This window comes from Paenibacillus vandeheii (genome assembly GCF_030433635.1).
In the GTDB taxonomy this organism is placed as follows: Bacteria; Bacillota; Bacilli; order Paenibacillales; family Paenibacillaceae; genus Paenibacillus; species Paenibacillus vandeheii.
Genome location: NZ_JAROCD010000020.1, coordinates 62,159 through 79,840, shown reverse-complemented (window position 1 = coordinate 79,840; position 17,682 = coordinate 62,159). Strand labels below are relative to the sequence as shown.

General features: G+C 45.6%; 19 protein-coding genes. 2 read left to right on the top strand and 17 right to left on the bottom strand.

The genetic code is table 11. From position 1 onward, the window contains the following. Window positions 1-241: 241 nt before the first annotated feature. From P5G61_RS29065 to P5G61_RS29025, 9 genes are all read right to left on the bottom strand, one after another. A complete protein-coding gene (locus P5G61_RS29065; RefSeq protein ID WP_301249716.1) occupies window positions 242-1,330 on the bottom strand; it encodes a DUF1648 domain-containing protein in 1,089 nt (362 codons plus the stop codon). A 312-nt stretch (window positions 1,331-1,642) separates the two neighbouring features. Continuing rightward, window positions 1,643-2,440 carry an RCC1 domain-containing protein gene (locus P5G61_RS29060; RefSeq protein WP_301249715.1) on the bottom strand — a complete coding sequence of 266 codons (798 nt, stop codon included), beginning with the start codon at window positions 2,438-2,440 and terminating at the stop codon, window positions 1,643-1,645. Between the two features lie 292 nt (window positions 2,441-2,732). Beyond that, entirely contained in the window at window positions 2,733-3,518 is a 786-nt protein-coding gene (locus tag P5G61_RS29055; protein ID WP_301249714.1) for a class I SAM-dependent methyltransferase, read from the bottom strand. Window positions 3,519-3,758: 240 nt separating this feature from the next. Then, complete coding sequence (locus P5G61_RS29050; protein ID WP_301249713.1) at window positions 3,759-4,856, bottom strand: Gfo/Idh/MocA family protein; 1,098 nt, start codon at window positions 4,854-4,856, stop codon at window positions 3,759-3,761. Between the two features lie 95 nt (window positions 4,857-4,951). Next, window positions 4,952-6,124, bottom strand: coding sequence for a Gfo/Idh/MocA family protein (locus P5G61_RS29045; protein ID WP_301249712.1), 1,173 nt, complete (start codon window positions 6,122-6,124; stop codon window positions 4,952-4,954). Then, window positions 6,121-7,035 (bottom strand): sugar phosphate isomerase/epimerase family protein, encoded by a 915-nt coding sequence (locus P5G61_RS29040; RefSeq protein ID WP_301249711.1) that lies wholly within the window; start codon window positions 7,033-7,035, stop codon window positions 6,121-6,123. The genes P5G61_RS29045 and P5G61_RS29040 overlap by 4 nt, the downstream gene beginning before the upstream one ends. Before the next feature lie 230 nt (window positions 7,036-7,265). Further along, window positions 7,266-7,763 carry a metallophosphoesterase family protein gene (locus P5G61_RS29035; RefSeq protein ID WP_301249710.1) on the bottom strand — a complete coding sequence of 166 codons (498 nt, stop codon included), beginning with the start codon at window positions 7,761-7,763 and terminating at the stop codon, window positions 7,266-7,268. Window positions 7,764-7,799: 36 nt separating this feature from the next. Next, entirely contained in the window at window positions 7,800-8,234 is a 435-nt protein-coding gene (locus P5G61_RS29030) for an Rrf2 family transcriptional regulator (protein ID WP_301249709.1), read from the bottom strand. A 62-nt stretch (window positions 8,235-8,296) separates the two neighbouring features. Further along, the gene (locus P5G61_RS29025) at window positions 8,297-8,674 is read right to left on the bottom strand and encodes a DivIVA domain-containing protein (protein WP_024630343.1); all 378 of its coding nucleotides are present in this window, start codon (window positions 8,672-8,674) and stop codon (window positions 8,297-8,299) included. A gap of 206 nt (window positions 8,675-8,880) precedes the next feature. Here P5G61_RS29025 and P5G61_RS29020 point away from each other — a divergent pair, with 206 nt between their 5' ends. Then, a complete protein-coding gene (locus tag P5G61_RS29020) occupies window positions 8,881-9,447 on the top strand; it encodes a TraR/DksA C4-type zinc finger protein (protein ID WP_301249708.1) in 567 nt (188 codons plus the stop codon). 159 nt (window positions 9,448-9,606) lie between these two features. On the opposite strand, the gene P5G61_RS29015 is transcribed toward P5G61_RS29020, so the two are convergent. The 7 genes from P5G61_RS29015 to P5G61_RS28985 form a co-directional block, all read right to left on the bottom strand. After that, a complete protein-coding gene (locus tag P5G61_RS29015; protein ID WP_301249707.1) occupies window positions 9,607-10,290 on the bottom strand; it encodes an ArsR/SmtB family transcription factor in 684 nt (227 codons plus the stop codon). Between the two features lie 110 nt (window positions 10,291-10,400). After that, the gene (locus P5G61_RS29010) at window positions 10,401-11,687 is read right to left on the bottom strand and encodes an MFS transporter (RefSeq protein ID WP_301249706.1); all 1,287 of its coding nucleotides are present in this window, start codon (window positions 11,685-11,687) and stop codon (window positions 10,401-10,403) included. Window positions 11,688-11,901: 214 nt separating this feature from the next. Further along, on the bottom strand, window positions 11,902-12,177 hold the full coding sequence (locus P5G61_RS29005) for a barstar family protein (RefSeq protein ID WP_024630339.1): 276 nt from the start codon (window positions 12,175-12,177) through the stop codon (window positions 11,902-11,904). Between the two features lie 17 nt (window positions 12,178-12,194). Beyond that, window positions 12,195-12,635 carry a ribonuclease gene (locus tag P5G61_RS29000; RefSeq protein WP_285079433.1) on the bottom strand — a complete coding sequence of 147 codons (441 nt, stop codon included), beginning with the start codon at window positions 12,633-12,635 and terminating at the stop codon, window positions 12,195-12,197. A gap of 302 nt (window positions 12,636-12,937) precedes the next feature. Next, window positions 12,938-13,945 (bottom strand): Gfo/Idh/MocA family protein, encoded by a 1,008-nt coding sequence (locus P5G61_RS28995; RefSeq protein WP_301249705.1) that lies wholly within the window; start codon window positions 13,943-13,945, stop codon window positions 12,938-12,940. A gap of 2 nt (window positions 13,946-13,947) precedes the next feature. Continuing rightward, window positions 13,948-14,322 carry a replication termination protein gene (locus P5G61_RS28990; RefSeq protein ID WP_301249704.1) on the bottom strand — a complete coding sequence of 125 codons (375 nt, stop codon included), beginning with the start codon at window positions 14,320-14,322 and terminating at the stop codon, window positions 13,948-13,950. Between the two features lie 581 nt (window positions 14,323-14,903). Next, window positions 14,904-16,049, bottom strand: coding sequence for an acyltransferase (locus tag P5G61_RS28985; RefSeq protein ID WP_301249703.1), 1,146 nt, complete (start codon window positions 16,047-16,049; stop codon window positions 14,904-14,906). A gap of 136 nt (window positions 16,050-16,185) precedes the next feature. Here P5G61_RS28985 and P5G61_RS28980 point away from each other — a divergent pair, with 136 nt between their 5' ends. Then, entirely contained in the window at window positions 16,186-16,521 is a 336-nt protein-coding gene (locus P5G61_RS28980) for a YidH family protein (RefSeq protein WP_293017544.1), read from the top strand. Window positions 16,522-16,656: 135 nt separating this feature from the next. Here the strand turns inward: P5G61_RS28980 and P5G61_RS28975 are convergent, their stop codons facing one another. Further along, entirely contained in the window at window positions 16,657-17,259 is a 603-nt protein-coding gene (locus P5G61_RS28975) for a general stress protein (RefSeq protein ID WP_079346808.1), read from the bottom strand. Window positions 17,260-17,682: the final 423 nt, after the last annotated feature.

Below are 17,682 nucleotides of genomic sequence, written 5' to 3'. Positions count from 1 at the left end.
CAAGGGGCGTAGAGCGACAGTATTTAATATTGAATGTGATTTGTAGTTATACGAGCAGGGAGATTGCTGATGCTTTTAATGATACTGTTGCTGCTGTTACAAAAAATTCAACGAGCTAAGAAGAAAATGAAAGGCTATATACAGAATCTGCTTGTCTAATGGATGGCGTCTAATTTGGAAGCGAAAATATTTATTTGTTGAAAGCTAGAATTCTCCGGTGAGTATTAACCTCAAAGCCTTGTTACCGCACCACAACTAACAGTACAATAATTCCGAGCCAAATCAGCCAGGTTACTGGGTGACCGAAATTTAATCCCCAGCCGACCCCGAACCTTTTCTCGACGAATAGGTTTGGATCTTTGCGATTGAAATAAATCATACCTAATAGCCATTTATCATCATCATGGACAGGTCTGACATTGGAGTAATCGGCAGATCGCTCCAAGCGGCTTCCGCCCTGACCAGCCCAGAACGATAAGGCGAAGGCGTATAGGATGATAAAGGCTATTATGATTAGGATAATGGGGATAGCGAAATTGATGTTAAGCAGAGATATCATATTTAGTTGCACGACGGAAAACAGGATAACTATTAAGAAGCTTGCTGTAATCATAAAAATTGACCAAGTACGGCGGAATGTTACGTCTTGTCTGATGGAACGGTTAGGATCAGTGGGTTGAACCTGATGCTTCACTCTACGAATACTCCAATTCTCAAATATGAACAAAAGTGTTATGAACACTTGTATTATCGTAGGCATAAACACAGAACTATAAGATTTAGCTGCATAGCGGTCTACGTTCCAACTGCTGTTGAAATGGATCGGAATCTGATCAGGAATCAGATCGTAGTTGCGTAGCACAGTTACAATACTAACAACAATAATTAAAACATGTATGAGGAACCAAATACTAGACAAGCCAATGTTTCTTTTCCGAAATCCAGTGTCCACTGCCATGATCGATGGTTCTGGAGCAATAGGCAGCATAGGTAGTAACCTTTTCATTTTGAAATGATAGCTAATGTTTAAGACTAGGGAGATTACGACCATGGCGAGTGAATAAGTGACAATGATCCAACTTTGTTGCTTGGAATGTTCATCACCGTATATTAGGCAGATGATACAAACAATGAAAAGGATGATATGCAAGGCAGCACTAATCCTAGCATAAGACTTCCGCATCTTGCGCAGAGGTTCACTGTGGAATTGTACAGGGCTGACGGTGACCCCAAAACTAATCGTCTCTCTTGTTAAATAAGGCATGCTTACCATGAGTACAATGGTAGGTACAAATACAAAGACCATTACTATAACAGGCATTATCGTCATATCATTCGCCTCCTCCTATACATAAGTGTGTATTCGAAAACTCTACCTCCAAAGTAATTTAAATTTTTTTATTATTTCTTTGCGGCTATTACATATAACGTTCCTGTATTCACGACGTTCCAGCGCCTTAAGGACCATAGGTCCGGCTGCCGCTTGCGGCAGTTGGGCGGTGTGATGTGTCCGGTGAATCTGCTTCTCCGAATTGCCTCTATCGGACCAAGGATCGGCTTGCCGATCCGCAGCGTTGAATACGATGTTATATGATGTCAGGGGCATCCTCGAAGATTCTTACAACGCTTAATTTCCAGGAATTTAAATACAACCCCAGTCATCTACATTACATTGACCATATTCATTATCACCCACTGAAACTACCGTGCCATCTGATTTAAGTCCGAGAGTATGAGCACATCCCGCTGCTACTGACACAATGTCATGCCAGTCATGCAAATTGCACTGGCCGTGTTTATTCAAACCCACAGCCGCCACTGTACCATCAGATTTGAGCCCGATAGTGTGATAACTCCCCACCGCTACAGCCACTATATCGCGCCAATCACTTACCTTACATTGGTTATGCTTATTCGTCCCCGCAGCTAAAGCTATAATATCGAACCATCCGTTTACATTACATTGAGAGTTCCGATTATTGCCCACAGCCATCAACGTTCCGTCAGATTTAAGACCAACAGTATGCCAGTCACCAGCAGTTATTGCCACCATATCACTCCAGCCACCTACATCGCACTGTCCTTCAGTATTTCTACCCACAGCCACCACAGAGCCATCTGATCTAAGTCCGACGGTACGACTCCACCCTGCTGCTACTGCTTGAATATCTCGCCAATCATTTACATCACATTGATGATGCTTATTCCAACCCACAGCCTCTACTGTACCATCAGATTTAAGACCGATTGTATGAGAATTACCCGTGTTCGTCGCCATGTGGACGTTACCAGCCGCCACTGATACAATATCGCTCCAGCCATTTATATTGCACTGGCCACATTTATTATCACCTACAGCCATAACCGTTCCGTCAGATTTAACTGCAACGGTATGCCGTCTCCCCCCAGCTATAGTTACTTTCGGTGAAAAGATTTTCATGTTAACCCCCTTTGTAAACAATTACTAATCAACTTATCTAATGGAAAAGAAATTAGAACTTCCTGTCTAACTCCTTTATATGGGTATTTCCTGATTTCATATAATGTTCCTGTATTCATGAACCTGAGAACCTTAAGCCCCTATAAGGGGGCGGCCGCAAGACGGTTCGCAGGGTTGTCGCCTGAATTTGCTTCCTCCAAATGCCTCTGGCGACCGAGCAGCCGCAAGGCTGCGATACGTGAATGCAATGTTATCGGATGTCCCTGACATCTTCGAATACACTATGCTACATTTAAACTTTCCTGAATCTAAATATACATACTGCAGGAATATCATACCAATCGAATTTCCCATCATTAGTTTCCTTGTTGAAGCTTGGTTCTATGTATCCGTCAAGGATAAATCCTGACGAAAAAAATAAATTAAAGTAAAAGGTTAATGATCTATGAAACATAAAATGCGGAACAGACTGCCCTCGAATACCGATTGCCTGATACGGTTCGGGAGTTAAGTAATCAAATGTCTGAATACTACTTCTCGTAACTAATTCTCCATTCAAATCTTCTGTTTCTTGAATCTTTCTCATTTTTGGAGTTTGAAAACAAGGATGCGGAATTGAGAAAACTACTGTTCCGTCGTCTTTAATCAGTTCATGTAAAGATCTTACTAAAGGGCTAAGATCGGATATGTCCATCAATGCCATATTTGCCACTGCTCGATCGAATTTACCCTTACCTAATTCTAACAAAGCGGTTGAATCCGTTGCATCAATCACGGTATATCGAATGTTATATTTTTCTTTCGTTCTTAATTTGGCCCGTTCAATCATTTTCGAGCTGTAATCAAATGCAGTGACTTTGGCTCCTAACTCAGACAGCCTTCTCGAAAAGTTTCCATTCCCACAGGCAATATCTAAAACTTCATGACTCGGTTCAATTTGTAATAATTCTTCTGTATAAGGCTTTATTAATTCTCGATGGAACCTATTGCTTTCATCACCCATATAATCATCCCAAAACTCTGCTATGGCTTCCCACCTGTTTTTTGATTCCTGATTTAAGTCATTCCATTGGACCATACTCAACACTCCTGACAATTTGTCTTTGGTTTTTAGTTATTTTATAGCCCTTCAGGGATTTCCCATAACATTTAATGTATGTACTTCGTAAACACCACATATTCAGCTCAGTTTCTGAACTACTTTCATAATAAACCATATTGTTCCATTTGCGAAGGTACTACAACAAACAAAAGAGCAGCCTTTACACCTGGCTGCTCTCCAATTACAAATTCTAATTACTATTTTAAATAAAACCCTTTACTTCACCCCACTACTCCATACCACTCTCTCACTCATCGCCTTATGCTGCGCAATCAAGCAGAGTTCTGCTGCCTTAAACGCGTGTTCCTGTGTCATCGCATTCTCTGTTCGATCGAGACAATCCCGGATCAGTTCACCGAAGAACGGATAACCGATCTGTCCTTTGACACTATAACGATATTCCCCTTCATGATTAACCAGATACACCTGATCGCCTTCACGCTCTCTCGCCACGTCGATATACTTGCGCAGTTCAATGTATCCGTCCGTTCCCAAAATAACCGTTCGCCCATCGCCCCATGTGCCCAGGCCATCCGGTGTAAACCAGTCTACCCGGAAGTAACCGGAAGCGCCGTTGTTACCGATCAGAGAGGCTTCGCCGAAGTCCTCCAGTTCCGGGAATTGTGGGTGATTGAAGTTATGCACCCTGCTGAACCCTACCTCTGCATCCGTGCAAGAAGCAAACGTCAGGAATTGTTCGATCTGATGACTCCCAATATCACAGAGGATGCCGCCATACTTTTCATGCTGAAAGAACCATTCAGGTCGACCACCCGCATTCAATCGATGCGGCCCCGTCCCCATAACCTGTACAACCTTGCCGATCGCTCCCTGTTCGATCAGTTGTCCGGCATAGACCGCACTTTCCACGTGCAGACGTTCACTGTAATAGACCATATACTTTTTCCCTGTGCGTTTAACCTCTTCACGTGCAAGAGACAGTTGATCCAGTGTGGTAAAGGGGGCTTTGTCCGTAAAATAATCCTTGCCTGCGGCCATGACTCTCATGCCGAGTGGTGCACGTTCCGACGGTATGGCTGCTCCGGCTACGAGCTGCACTTCATCGTCAGCAAGTACATCCGCTTCAGATGCAGCGATCTGTGCCTGTGGGAATTGTTTCCGAAAAGCTTCGACTTTAGCCGGATCAGGATCATATACCCATTTGAGCGTTGCCCCGGCCTCCACCAGCCCGCCAACCATACCGTAGATATGTCCATGATCCAACGCCACAGCAGCAATGGTAAATTCACCTGGACCGCATACAACCTCTTTTTTCATACTCTTTGGAGCATAGAACATTCCGTCTTTTGCCATGTCTTATCCATCCTTCCCTTATGGGCATTGAATTTGTCCTTATATGATTACGTATTGAAATGAGTCTCTGGATTTTGCATTTGTGCAAATTAACACTACTTAAAGGTCTGTGACAGATCGGCAGGCTGACTGCTGCTTCCCGTCTTGTCTTTCTTTGTATTTGAACTGGCAATCCGCTCCTGCAAATGCTCATAGAACAAATCCTCATCGATCGGCAGATCTACCCAGTTATCGGTCCAGGTCGACAGCAGCATGGCATTGGATAATGTTAAGCCATGGATCCCCTCTTCTCCGGGAGCGATGAGCGGGGTTCCATTTCGGATCGCATCGATCCAGTTACGAATCAGTCCAGGATGTCCGGTTTCTACACCGCTAATCGGCACCTCGCATTTCCAGCATTCCGGCTGTCCAAATCCTCCGGTAAACCTTTGATTGAATTCAGGCTCGGGTTCACGAAGACGCCAGAAGGTCAACTGACCATCTTCAATGACAATTTTGCCACGATCCCCATTAACTTCGAATCGGTTGGTGCCCGGTGCTTCACCCGTCGTGGTCACGAATACACCTGTTGCTCCATTTTCATACTCGACATATGCCGTTACATCATCTTCCACTTCAATGTTCCGGTATTTGCCGAATGAACAGAAGGCACGCATACGAACCGGCATCATGCCAATAGTCCATTGCCACAGGTCCAGTTGATGAGGATCCTGGTTGATCAGGACACCGCCCCCTTCACCAGCCCACGTTGCCCGCCAGCCACCCGAATCATAATAGCTCTGGGAGCGATACCAGTTCGTAATAATCCAGTTGGTACGCCGCACCTCACCCAGTTCCCCCGAGGCAATCAGATCCCTTAGCTTGATATATAAAGGATTGGTTCGCTGGTTATACATCATGGAAAACACTTTGTTGCTGGCAGCAGCCGCTTCATTCATCTTGCGTACCTGTTTCGTGTACACGCCGGCAGGTTTCTCAATCATGACATGCAAGCCATACTGAAAAGCCTGAATGGCCTTTTCGGGATGATCATAATGCGGGGTTGCTATAATGACCGCATCAATCGTCCCCGATGACATCATCTGCTCCGCATCCTGCCAATAGGTGACTGAAGCCGGAAGGTTGCTGGATACCCAGCTCTCCATTTCTATTCTCACATCACACACAGCCACCAGTTCTGCACCTGGCACTTCTCCTGCTACCAACGTTCTGGCATGCGCTGCACCCATATTCCCGATTCCAATGACGGCTACTCGAACCAAACTCATACCTGTACCTCCTCGTCTACACGACGTTCGATTTCGGCAAACACATCTGCAAAGTGCTGTAACATCGCCTTCGATTCCAAGACTCCGCTAAAATCCTCAATCCCGTAATACCCATCATATCCAACGGATTTCAGGTCACGGAATACCTGCAACCAGTTCACCACCCCTTCGGTCAACGGGGTCCACTGGCAATGCCAGGCTGAAGCTATCGAAATTTCTGTATTCTGTTCATTTACACTGGAATTTGAATTCATGTTCGATGCATCCTTGAACCAGCCCGCATTCTTCACATGCACATGCGCCAGATAAGGTCCCAGCAATTCCAGCCCCATACGATGGTTCTCATACCCTTCATGCACCATATTGCCTGGATCGTACAAAACGCCTACATGCTGTGAGTCCAGCGATTGCACAAGCCGATAAGCCAGTGATGCAGTAGGTGCAATTGTTTGATGATGAGTTTCCACGACAGCCTTTACCTTATACTGTTGAGCCATTTCTTGAACTTCACTTAGATAATGCACAGCTTGTTTGTACAATTCAGGATAGCTGGTTTTGCGGTCATAACCAGGAACCCCAACACGCATCATGGATGCTCCCAAGGCTTGAGCGGTTTGAAACGCCTGCTCGGTAGCAAGCAGATCCCCACAGCTCAGATACGGCACCAATGCAATCGATTGTCTGCCATGCTTTTTTGCCGCTTCACGGAATGCAGGTGCCTGTTCCTGCCACTGGTCCGGATCGATCGAGCAACGATTATGTCTCCAATAGGAAGGTTCTTCGGACAAAGCGTCTGCCGGTATTCCACGATATCTCCATTCGATTCCTTCGATGCCAGCTGCGGCTGCAGCAGAAGCCAATTCATCTGCCGTCAAGTCCGGTGTGGCAACAGTGAATACAGATAACTTCATCAACCTTCATCTCCTTATGTAAACGTATTCAATTTATGGTTGTAAACGCATTGTAGCATTCATGCGAATGCCTCCATAGGGGTCAACGCGAAGAGATGAACGACAGATAAACAGCAGACCATATTCCCCATTCAGAGATAACTTGCAGGTTCCTTTTAAACACACACATAGCAAAAAGCACCCCGAATAACAGAAGATCCTTCTGATTCGAGATGCCTGGTTTTCAACTTCTATTTTGCTTCAAAAAAAACATGTTCCGCCTGCAATTTCCCCAAATTTGTCGTTAGGATACCAAAGGAATACTGCGGCTGGCGTCGCCGATCCGTAGGCGAACCCGGATTAAAGATCAGCACATCATTAACCGTATGCATCACCGGAATGTGTGAGTGTCCAAAAATCACGGCATCCACCTGCTGCCCTGCAAAGGTGTGAATCGCATTCTGCTCGGTAGACTTCGTTCCGAGATGACCATGTACTAGACCAAAACGCAAACCGTCCGCCTCAACGATGCGAGAGAAGCCGAGTTTTTGACCTATTTCAGGTGGATCCGTATTGCCTGCAACACCTTCAACGGGTGCATAAGTGCTGAGCAGCTTGTATACATCCCAGTCCGACCAGTCACCGGCATGGAGAATCAGATCGGCATTTGCCAGCGCCTCAAGCAGGGGTTCGGGTAACGTACGTGCTCTTCGAGGTAAATGAGTGTCCGAGATAACAATAATGTTCATAGTACAGCACACCTTCCCTTTCCCTTACATTACGCTTTATTCAGCATGTGTTGGAAGAACTTCCATCTGGGAACAGGAACGTTCCATATCTTCAAGGGTAATGGATGCAAAAAACTGCTCCACCTTTGCTTCGGCAACCTGGTACAGATTGGTCAGAAGGCTATCAATATGAAGGCCGACATCACAATTCGGATTGCAGTTACCGTGAATCGGAAACAATGGGCCTTCATCCTTGGCAGCCTGATAGATCATGGCCAATGTGATTTCGCTTGAAGGCTTGGCGAGATAGAACCCTCTTGTTCCCGGTGAGGAGTCCACCAGTCCTGCCTTTTTCAGCCCGCCCAGAATACGTCTGACTACGACAGGGTTGGTATTCACACTCCCAGCAATCAGTGCCGAAGTGATTCGTTCAGGCGCGCTGAGAGACAACAACAACAAACAATGCACACTGACCGAAAAATGAGTACTCATGATTAACCACCTTTTAGTTGAGCATTAAAATGCTGATTTTATATCATCCCGGATGTGTAGGCTTACTCGGAGAACAGATCCTGTTCAGGACGTGCCCGAATTTTTAATTGCCGAACGCTGTATTCCAGTTGCTTCACAATATCATCCAGTTGCTTGCGATCAATCTTCGTTGGATCTTCCACAGGCTTCGCCGATGACTTCAGATCCCGAATCGTTAATTGCTGTTCTTGCCACTTGTCCATCAGATCCGCTATATTGGCATAGAAACGTTCGTAATCTTTAATAACCAAATCCAGATAGGCATCCACCTCATCCGGATCATAACCACGAAGTTTATAGTTGAATTGTTTTTCATGAATTGATAAAGCGTCGAGCTGCACGCCCAATTGCTTGAACAATTGTCTTTGTTTGTCCAATCTTCGTTTCATATGTTCATCCATATTGACAACCCTCCATTATCAAACGCGCTGCGGTATGCATCAAGAAGCTCTTCGATACCGCCGCATTTTCTCTCTCTATTTTTTATAACACATTATCCGCCAGATATAAAATCGAACGCCCCTCTTTGCACGCGAAACTGATTGCTTCTTAAGAAATTCGGGTAAGGACTGACTACAACCCCATTGCGGGAAAGGAGCATGTTCTTATGAGTACATTAACCAAAGATCAACTTCAAGAGCTGAAAAGCGCTCTTTTGGAACAACGTGAAAACCTACAGCGCCATTTTGAATCCAGTATGGAGGACGGTGCTCCAGCCGAATCCCTGAAAGATTCAACAGGCGAACTGTCATCATACGATAATCACCCGGCAGACGCTGGTACGGAAACGTTTGAGCGAAGCCGTGACTTGGCGATCGATGATACGTTAACCGACGAGTTCAATCAGGTAAACGAAGCGTTGGAGCGAATTGAACAGGGAACATATGGCTCATGTGTGACCTGTGGTAAGGATATTCCCTTTGAACGACTTGAAGCGATCCCTTACACAGCCTACTGTATCGATGATACACCTAACCGCGAGTTAAGCAACGAACGGCCTGTTGAAGAGGAAGTTATGACGATGCCGCCGAGTGGTGCCGGAGAAGTAAGACAGCGCAATGCTGGCAAGTTCGATAACGCTGACGCCTGGGAAGCCGTCGAGGAATATGGCACATCGAACTCTCCTGCAACAGCAGCCAAACGTGACGTGAAAGACTATGATGAAAACATGTAGTTTATGAACGAATGGAAGTCGTTTACGCAAAAATAGATACATGTTATCCATCATGCCAAATTGCGCATGAAAAAGCCGCCAATGGCGGCTTTTTTCGTGGTCCAGCATATCATCTTAATACAGGTTGAAACTTCAATATAGCGATGAAATATGCTCCTGTTACTCTTCCGACTGACCACCAGACGAGGATTCCTCCCGCTTTGTAGCAGGTCTTAACGTTTTGGCAGCAGACTTGCCCTTATCGGATGAAGCCTTCTTTTTCAATTTCCCATCGGTTTCCGAAGCTGGCTTACTCACCGTATCTTTCGATAGGGAACTGAATAAATGAAAGACCTCCTGGTCCTCATTATGCCTGTCTTTCGTTAAATAGGGTTCACACATCTTCGTAATATCGTTGTACAGCTGCTCTACTTCTTCCCGACTAGCATACAACGTCATATCCGAGATGAACATGCGGTCCCCGTTTTCCGCCTGATTCATAAATCGCCGACGGCTCTGGTCATACATTTCATTTAACAATTTGAAGGTTTCGGAACGAAATACCTCCTTCAAAGGTGAATTCTCTTCATCTTCGTTACGGAGCTGGATTTCTCCCTTGAAGGGTTCATAATATTTAGCGATGATTCCATTAATTTCACGAGTCGATACGATGGTGAGCAGACCGATTTTCTCCAGTTTTTTCACATGATAATGTACCTTGGCTGGTACTTCGCCCATCTGGTCCGCGATTTCTTTGACCGTAGAGGGTCTGCCCTGTTTATTAAACATATTCATGATCTGTATCCGATACGGATCGGAGTAGACCTTGATTTCTTCAATTGTTGAAAGTACTTTGCGCTGCATACCTGTATCCTCATTTCCGGGGTACCTGTTGCCCATCATGTGTATATTATACCGTCCGAACAGGCTTTCGGTCAAAACAGACCGGAGATAACAAGATTCAGGCTGCCTAATTATAAAACAGTGCGAAAAGTCTTGCTCAAAAGCACTAAAGCAGCTGACATGGCAAGCAAAACACCAAACACCATAAACAGAATCGGTAATGCTACCCAATCTGCAAGAGCTCCTGAAATCAGACTCCCAATTGGAGACACACTCATGACGAGCATACTTTGAAGAGCATATACCCTGCCAAGCATCTCGGAAGGCGTAACTTCCATGAGATAGGACGCAAGGGGTGTCGTGGCGAGCGGAATTCCCATGCCCATCATGAGACAAAAGACAGCAGCAACAGGCAGTTGGTAGGACGTCAAGTAAGCGGGGAGTGCAGTCATGGCATAACTGAGCCCCAACATGACAATCCCGGCAATGACCAGCACACTTTTACGGTAATTCGATCCTCGGTGAGACAGCCATAAGCCGCTGACTACCATGCCTCCCACAATCAGCCCACTGAGCAGACTTAATCCTCCCGCTCCGGCATGCAACGTTTCAATGACATATGGCGTGCGAAGAACATTGAATGGCATCAGACAGAAGTTCACAAAGGCAAACAGAATCGAGACGATCAGCAATAACACATGTTTACGCATAAAATGAAAGGCTTCCGTCATTTCAGAGAATATGCTTTTTCGTGCTGGAGGAGAATCAGATGAATCAAGTAATTCATTTTCATTGTTAGAGGATGTTGAAGCTCTCGGGTAACCCACACGGCTCATCAGGAGTGCACTCAAGGCAAACAAAACAGCATCGATTAGAATCGTCCATGTGATCCCTGCCGCTGCAATTAACGTACCCGCCACTGCAAGCCCTGCAAGTTCCGCAACCCGGGTTGCAGATGAGGCCATGGCATTACCGGACAGCAGCATTGATTTGGGAAGCAACCGCGGTACGCTGGATACTTCGGCTGGTGACGCGAAACACTCCAGAAGAGAATTCAGAATGGTGATGACGAACAGATGCCAGACTTGAAGCTCACCCAGACCGAACAGAAGGGCTGTAATGCCAACAAATAATCCTCGACCCGTGTTCGTCAGTACAATCACCTTTTTGGGCGACATGCGATCCACCAGCGCGCCGACAAACAGCCCCAGAAAGATACTCGGCAAAAAATTGACAGCCAGCAGTGTTCCCATCAGCAGCTTTGAACCCGTGAGAATGTACACCATCCAGCTATAGGCAATGGAATCAATTGAATCGCCGAATCTGGAAACAATCTTGCTCAGCATAAATTGCATATAAGGCCTGATCCGAATTAATTCCCCGATCCCCTGCTTTTGTGCGACTGTACCTTCACTCATGATTACTCCGCCCTTCAACGTGAAAATAATTTTAATGTTAATTTTATTTTAACGTATGATATGCGAAAATCAACCCTTTCGTGAAAATATTTTTAACGATGGGTTTAGGCCTTCTTTTTTTACGGTTACTTAACGAGTCATCTCCACAAAACACAAAAAAACAGACCCCAGGGTCTGTTCACTTTGCACCAAAATTGTAACTATGATCCATATACTAGTCCTCAGTCTTCAATTGGAATCCAATACCCTCTTCTTCCGCCTCGAACATCAGCTGATATACCTTCTCTGCCTCATTCCCCAGTCGTTCCTTGCTAATCTGGTAGTTTGTCCAGGTTAATTCAAGCGGCAGCTCAATCATGCCTGTAAGGCAGTCCCACAAGGCGTCGAGATTCGCACCGTAAAAGTCTGGCAGTTCGAGCTTTTGCTTCAATAGCTCATGCAGCTCTGCCGTGCTGGAAAATTCCTCACCGTTCAGTATGACCCTCTTCATGTCTGTGTTGTCCTTCCTTATTTCAAGCGAGTAAAGGATGCATAGTGGTCTGTCGTTTTGTAGATCAAGCCATCATTGGAATACAGAATGCGGTCAGAATTACGAAAGCCGGAAGTATAGTTGATATCCGCTTCACGCCAAGTTCGTCCACTTGCTGCTGGAAGCAAGCCTTCCCGGTTGCTGAACACGTCTCCACCGATACTTTTGCCCGGAGCAACCGTAGCAAGATTACCTTGGGACGATACCCATCCCAGTGCCGTTGCCTGTGCCTTGGTAATGTAGTTGCATGGCAGTTTGCCGTTGGCGCTCAGATAGTTGGCCACACCAGTGAACGTGTTGATGATGGTACACGTTGCAGCCGAAGCCTTCTGCTGCCCAACCGGAGTGATCTGTGAACCCGTGAAGAAGACAATCGTTAACATAACTGCGAGCAGAGCTGTGGACAAAAACTTTTTCATAAATTCAGCCTCCCAATGATTTAAAATGGATGAACGTTGTCACTATGTAATTGATATGAGATGTGAAATCTATAAGGATGTGCGTTCTGCTAGATTATAGTGAACAAGCCATCTATTTACTATTTATATCACATCATTTTGGGGGAAATATCAAATTTAAAGTTTATTTTTGTAAATATACATAAATATGACATTATGATACAGCAAAAAGACTCACATCCTGGAGGATGGAGTCTACTATTTCGATCATGTTTATCATTTTGTATTACGTTCTATTAGGCGATATCATGTTAGTTCCTGCTTTAATCAATCAATTTCACCCGTTGACGAGTTCGTGCCGACTCCAGGCAGGCATCAATGACGCGCATATTTTGAATGGTATTTTGCGGACTGAACGGCAACGCTTCTCCTTCAAGCACCGCGGCTGCAAAGGTTTCCACCTGCAAAACATAGGAGTTAGATACCGATACACGTTCCTCACGGCTAACCGAATCGGTGTGCACGATAATCTGTGGTGGAATATCACTGTTCTCCCAGCCGAATACCTTAGGTAGTTCAATCCGTCCATCCGTACCGAGAATCTCCATTTCGGCTCGCCCGGACGCCCACATACCGCAGTCGAAGGTTAACGCTACCGAATTCGGAAATTCCACCAGTCCCGACGCCATCATATCGACGCCATCATGCTCTTCCGAGAATAAAGCATGTACCGTTACGGCTTCCGGTTCCTGCCCCAGATACATCCGAGCTGCAGAGATTGGATATACGCCAAGATCAAATAATGATCCTCCGCCCATCTCCCGTTTGAACCTAACATTGTCTTTGTCATCAGCGGTATTACAGGTGAAATTGCCATGGAGGGCTCTGACAGTACCAATCTCCCCGCTGGCTATAATCTCTTGCACACGTCTATGCTTGGGATGATATCGATACATGATCGCTTCTGCAAAAAGAACGCCATGCTGTTGGCAGGCCTCAATCATTTCCACTGCTTCATCCGCGTTCAGCGCAGCCGGTTTCTCACATAATACATGCTTTCCAGCCTGAGCAGCCTTGATGGTCCACTCCTTGTGCATGTGGTTCGGCAGAGGAATATATACGGCTTCAATATCCGGGTCGGCAATGAGTTCTTCGTAGCTGCCATACGCTCTGGCAATGTCGAGTTCATTCGCAAGAGCTTCCGCCTTTTCCTTGCTGCGGCTGGCGATCGCCAGCACCTCACCACGTTCGGATTGCTGGATCGCCGGAATGACTGCATTTTTCGCTATTGTGGATGTACCAAGTACACCCCACTGTAAGTGTCTGTCCATGCTTATCTTCCTTTCACTCCGTAATTGTCCTCTTCTGCCTTGTGTAACATGCCGAGACAACGATCAAGATCGGTTTTGACCTGTTTTTTATATAATTCGGCTTTCTCCGCACCATCATCCGTGAAGTGATATAAAACGATTTCCTGAAAATCGACCTTCGGATCACTACCCTTCAGCTTCTTTGTACGATAAAAGATACCCTGTTGAACCAATTCATGCAGTGCCCGGTAAATCTCGCTCTGGGGTGGTACATATCCGTAGGCTTTGAACTCCTGCTTCATAGCCTCCAGCATTTCATAGCCATATCCCCTGTGCTGCTCAACCATCGTAATCAGATACAGCTTAATAAATGCCCGCTGCGCAATCATAAAAGCCACGTCCATTCCCCTCCTGTCAGCTCTATATATCTAGTATTATAAAACTTATGTTCCCCTTCTGCCATCTTTATCCGTCTTTCTTCCTTTAATCCTTGGGCTTAGGGAAGCGAGCAAGAAAATGAATGGATGTGCAGGAACGTAAGATAGAGCGGGATATTGGGTTTACTGTTATGAATTTTTCATGTAGTGAAATTTTAAAATTTATTTCGAAAGTTAACCTCTTGATCAAGGCGTCACTTTTTTAAGATTGTTGCCTTCGTTTTTGTTGACCTTCAACTCTCTTTTTTTTGCAAATGGACGAGCGTCTAGAACTTTTAGAGCACTTCGAGAATTTTAGAGAAGTTGAGAACTTTTAGAGATTAGAAACTTAAAGAAATTAGAGAACTTAGAGAGCCTGAGAATTACGAGAAATTAGAGAGAGCATAGAAACTTAAAGGACTTAAAGGACTTAAAAAACTTTAAGAACTTTAAGAACTTCGCTAGGTTCGCAAGATCATATGTTGTAAGAACTGATCTTTTCGTACGCATCGCTGTAAGCTGTGAACTGTTCTGAATTTTTCATATAATGATGTATTCACCTGTTAATCAGGTCTGGACTTCGATACGCTTCCCACAATCCACTTGCCCCAGCTTACGCGGGAGATAAGCCATGTGAGTACACAGGATAATGTAAGTGCCAGCAACCAGGTGATGATCATGCGCACTACGGGGTTTAAACCCAGTGCCACATAAAACTGTTCATCCGGAATGTAGCTGAAGCGCAACAACAGCATGTGCATCAGGTAGCCCCCGTACGAAACCCCGCCAATCCACGCCAGCAATCGTGTTACTCGGTTATTGTGTAGCTTGCTAGCCAGCTGATACATCACCATGATAGATGCAATGAGGAATAAGATCATATCCTTCCGGATGAGACTGACGGTATAGAACGTGATCTGTATACCTTCCGGCTTCTGGAACTCCTGCATTAACATATATATAAACCGAAGTCCAAGTACAATAAACACAGCCCAATATACCCAGCGTAAACGCTGAATCCACTCATTCCAGCGTTGGACCGATATCCCGGCTGCCGCACCAAGCACAAAATAAAAAAAGAAATACAGGAAATTACGGTCGGCATAGGTTGTAAAGGCATCGGTCAGCACCGGGATATTCAGCCCTTCCATGAACTTGGCGATATTTCTCAATTGATCTGCGAGCACAAGGTACACCACCCCGGAGACTAGAAGAGCTATGGTGCGCCCCTTTGCCTCATATCGATTATAGACATAGCGGATCGCTCGCAAAAACAGGGGAAACAACAGATAAAACTGAATCAGCATAATAATGTACCAAAAATGCGAGGACGTTTTGCCCGTAATTAATTTTAAGCCAAGGTCAGGGATATCCTGCCAACCAAAGCCGTTCCAGCCGCGAGGCGCGAGTGTGAAGTAGATCAGTGACCAGATGATATAAGGAATGATTACATCGGTTAATCGCTTCTTCATAAACCGTCCATAGTGCAGCTTGTCTCCTGTGTTATAGAAGAGCACCATGCCTGTGATAAAAATAAACAGGGGTACCGCAAATTTGGACAGCATCAGCAGCATTGCGAGCAATACGCCGTCTTCCAGTCCCGCTTCCGGGACCAGGGAATAATGAGCTATGGAGTGCTGAAGGACGACTGCTGCAAAAGCAATTCCCCTCAGACTCTCAATTTCTGCAATTCGTTCTTTACGAGGCATAAACAGACAGCCCCCTTTCTTGGTTTTGCTATGAAAAAAACGTACAATAAAGCCATATATTATGAACGGGGTGATTCACATCTCAGACACAGACCAAGACATAACCACCATTGACTCCAAATATGTACAGCAGCATATGGCTAACGAACGAACCTTTCTGGCCTGGGTGCGAACCGGTATTGCCATGGTCGGGGTCGGCTTTCTTGCAGCCGGATTTGGCTTCAATTCAACAGCATATGATCGGATAGCCCATATCGCAGCAATTATCATCGGTATTACTTCCCTGGTCAGCGGTATTTTGATTATCCTGTGCTCCGCCTCCGCTTACCACCGAAAACGCAATCAGATTAATTCACAGACGTTTCAGGCATCCACGGGATTGATCCGGTTCCTGACACTGATGTTGCTGGTGATTGGGCTGGCCTTGGCTGTATTACTGTATGTATTGTTATTCCCTGCCTGGCAGGATTAACACCTGCCCACTTGCTAATTCAGGCATGGTACACAGGTACAAAAGCCGGCTTCCTCTAAGGAAACCGGCTGATGACCATTTGGTGATTCACATATGTCATTCCAGTGAAAGAATCCTGTCTTTGTTCGTTACGAATTATAGAAAAGTATTGTTGCCAAATCGAGCGGCCTTATTCTGGGCTTCCAGTCTGCGCTCTTCCATATCTAGATCCGGACGCTCAGCAGGCACATCTTCGCGATGGACATCAATACTGTTCCGGTTCACATAGCTGTTATTGCTAAACACCTCATAAACATCCGTGTCCCGATCCGTAGAGTCCACGAGCAACAGAATTTTACCACTTTGCACGTATTCCTCATACTGTCTGGCATCCTCCTCCGGAATACCGAGACCGACGAGTCCACCTACCAGTCCGCCAGCTCCAGCACCTACAGCGGCACCGGTAAATGCTGCGGCAATTGGGCCTGCAGCCAGAATGGGGCCTATGCCCGGAATCGCCAATGCTCCAATGCCTGCGAGCAATCCGGCTACTCCACCGAGTACCCCACCAGTTGCCGCGCCTGCAGCTACACCTTCGGGTGCTTTTGTACCTGTCTCTTCACGAATCGCCTTCAATTCATCTCGATCCTGCGTGACTACTGATATTTCGTCTGAAGTGAATCCTTGCGCTTTCAGTCCCTCGATTGCCGATGATGCCTCACGTTCTGTATTAAACACACCTACGATTTTCTTCTGCATAGTGAATTCCTCCTCATCGAATTGAGTGGTTCGCTATGTTATTACCCGCCTTGTTTGCTTTCAAACGTTTCAATCGCAATATCATATCCTTGAAAACCTAAGTTGCTGAAGACCAATGATATTCAGATGGCACCGCGCCGGGAGATGCATGCAGTGTGAACAAAGTCGAATACAGCAAATAACCGTTGATATGCCAATCCTGATCTGGTGTCGGTTCCTATGCCAAGCAATCAGGCAGGAGGATCCAAGTGCCAAGTAAGATTAACATCTTTTTTTTCAGAGCAATCGGGCAGACGGACAAAGTGGGATTAGCATAAATTTTCTAAAGAACACAGGACGTCTTATTTGGACCTTATGCTCTAATTTTCAAACGTAAGGAACACCAGGCACGTTATTCCCCTAAAACGCCCTAAAAAACGCCCC

Excerpts from the sequence above, each read along its gene's own strand:
- P5G61_RS29030 (WP_301249709.1), bottom strand. The coding sequence starts at position 8,234 with ATGAGTACTCATTTTTCGGTCAGTGTGCATTGTTTGTTGTTGTTGTCT.
- P5G61_RS29055 (WP_301249714.1), bottom strand. The coding sequence starts at position 3,518 with ATGGTCCAATGGAATGACTTAAATCAGGAATCAAAAAACAGGTGGGAA.
- P5G61_RS29050 (WP_301249713.1), bottom strand. The coding sequence starts at position 4,856 with ATGGCAAAAGACGGAATGTTCTATGCTCCAAAGAGTATGAAAAAAGAG.
- P5G61_RS29015 (WP_301249707.1), bottom strand. The coding sequence starts at position 10,290 with ATGCAGCGCAAAGTACTTTCAACAATTGAAGAAATCAAGGTCTACTCC.
- P5G61_RS29045 (WP_301249712.1), bottom strand. The coding sequence starts at position 6,124 with ATGAGTTTGGTTCGAGTAGCCGTCATTGGAATCGGGAATATGGGTGCA.
- P5G61_RS29025 (WP_024630343.1), bottom strand. The coding sequence starts at position 8,674 with ATGGATGAACATATGAAACGAAGATTGGACAAACAAAGACAATTGTTC.
- P5G61_RS28985 (WP_301249703.1), bottom strand. The coding sequence starts at position 16,049 with ATGCCTCGTAAAGAACGAATTGCAGAAATTGAGAGTCTGAGGGGAATT.
- P5G61_RS29020 (WP_301249708.1), top strand. The coding sequence starts at position 8,881 with ATGAGTACATTAACCAAAGATCAACTTCAAGAGCTGAAAAGCGCTCTT.
- P5G61_RS29040 (WP_301249711.1), bottom strand. The coding sequence starts at position 7,035 with ATGAAGTTATCTGTATTCACTGTTGCCACACCGGACTTGACGGCAGAT.
- P5G61_RS29005 (WP_024630339.1), bottom strand. The coding sequence starts at position 12,177 with ATGAAGAGGGTCATACTGAACGGTGAGGAATTTTCCAGCACGGCAGAG.
- P5G61_RS29060 (WP_301249715.1), bottom strand. The coding sequence starts at position 2,440 with ATGAAAATCTTTTCACCGAAAGTAACTATAGCTGGGGGGAGACGGCAT.
- P5G61_RS29035 (WP_301249710.1), bottom strand. The coding sequence starts at position 7,763 with ATGAACATTATTGTTATCTCGGACACTCATTTACCTCGAAGAGCACGT.
- P5G61_RS29010 (WP_301249706.1), bottom strand. The coding sequence starts at position 11,687 with ATGAGTGAAGGTACAGTCGCACAAAAGCAGGGGATCGGGGAATTAATT.
- P5G61_RS29000 (WP_285079433.1), bottom strand. The coding sequence starts at position 12,635 with ATGAAAAAGTTTTTGTCCACAGCTCTGCTCGCAGTTATGTTAACGATT.
- P5G61_RS28980 (WP_293017544.1), top strand. The coding sequence starts at position 16,186 with ATGGCTAACGAACGAACCTTTCTGGCCTGGGTGCGAACCGGTATTGCC.
- P5G61_RS28995 (WP_301249705.1), bottom strand. The coding sequence starts at position 13,945 with ATGGACAGACACTTACAGTGGGGTGTACTTGGTACATCCACAATAGCG.
- P5G61_RS28975 (WP_079346808.1), bottom strand. The coding sequence starts at position 17,259 with ATGCAGAAGAAAATCGTAGGTGTGTTTAATACAGAACGTGAGGCATCA.
- P5G61_RS29065 (WP_301249716.1), bottom strand. The coding sequence starts at position 1,330 with ATGACGATAATGCCTGTTATAGTAATGGTCTTTGTATTTGTACCTACC.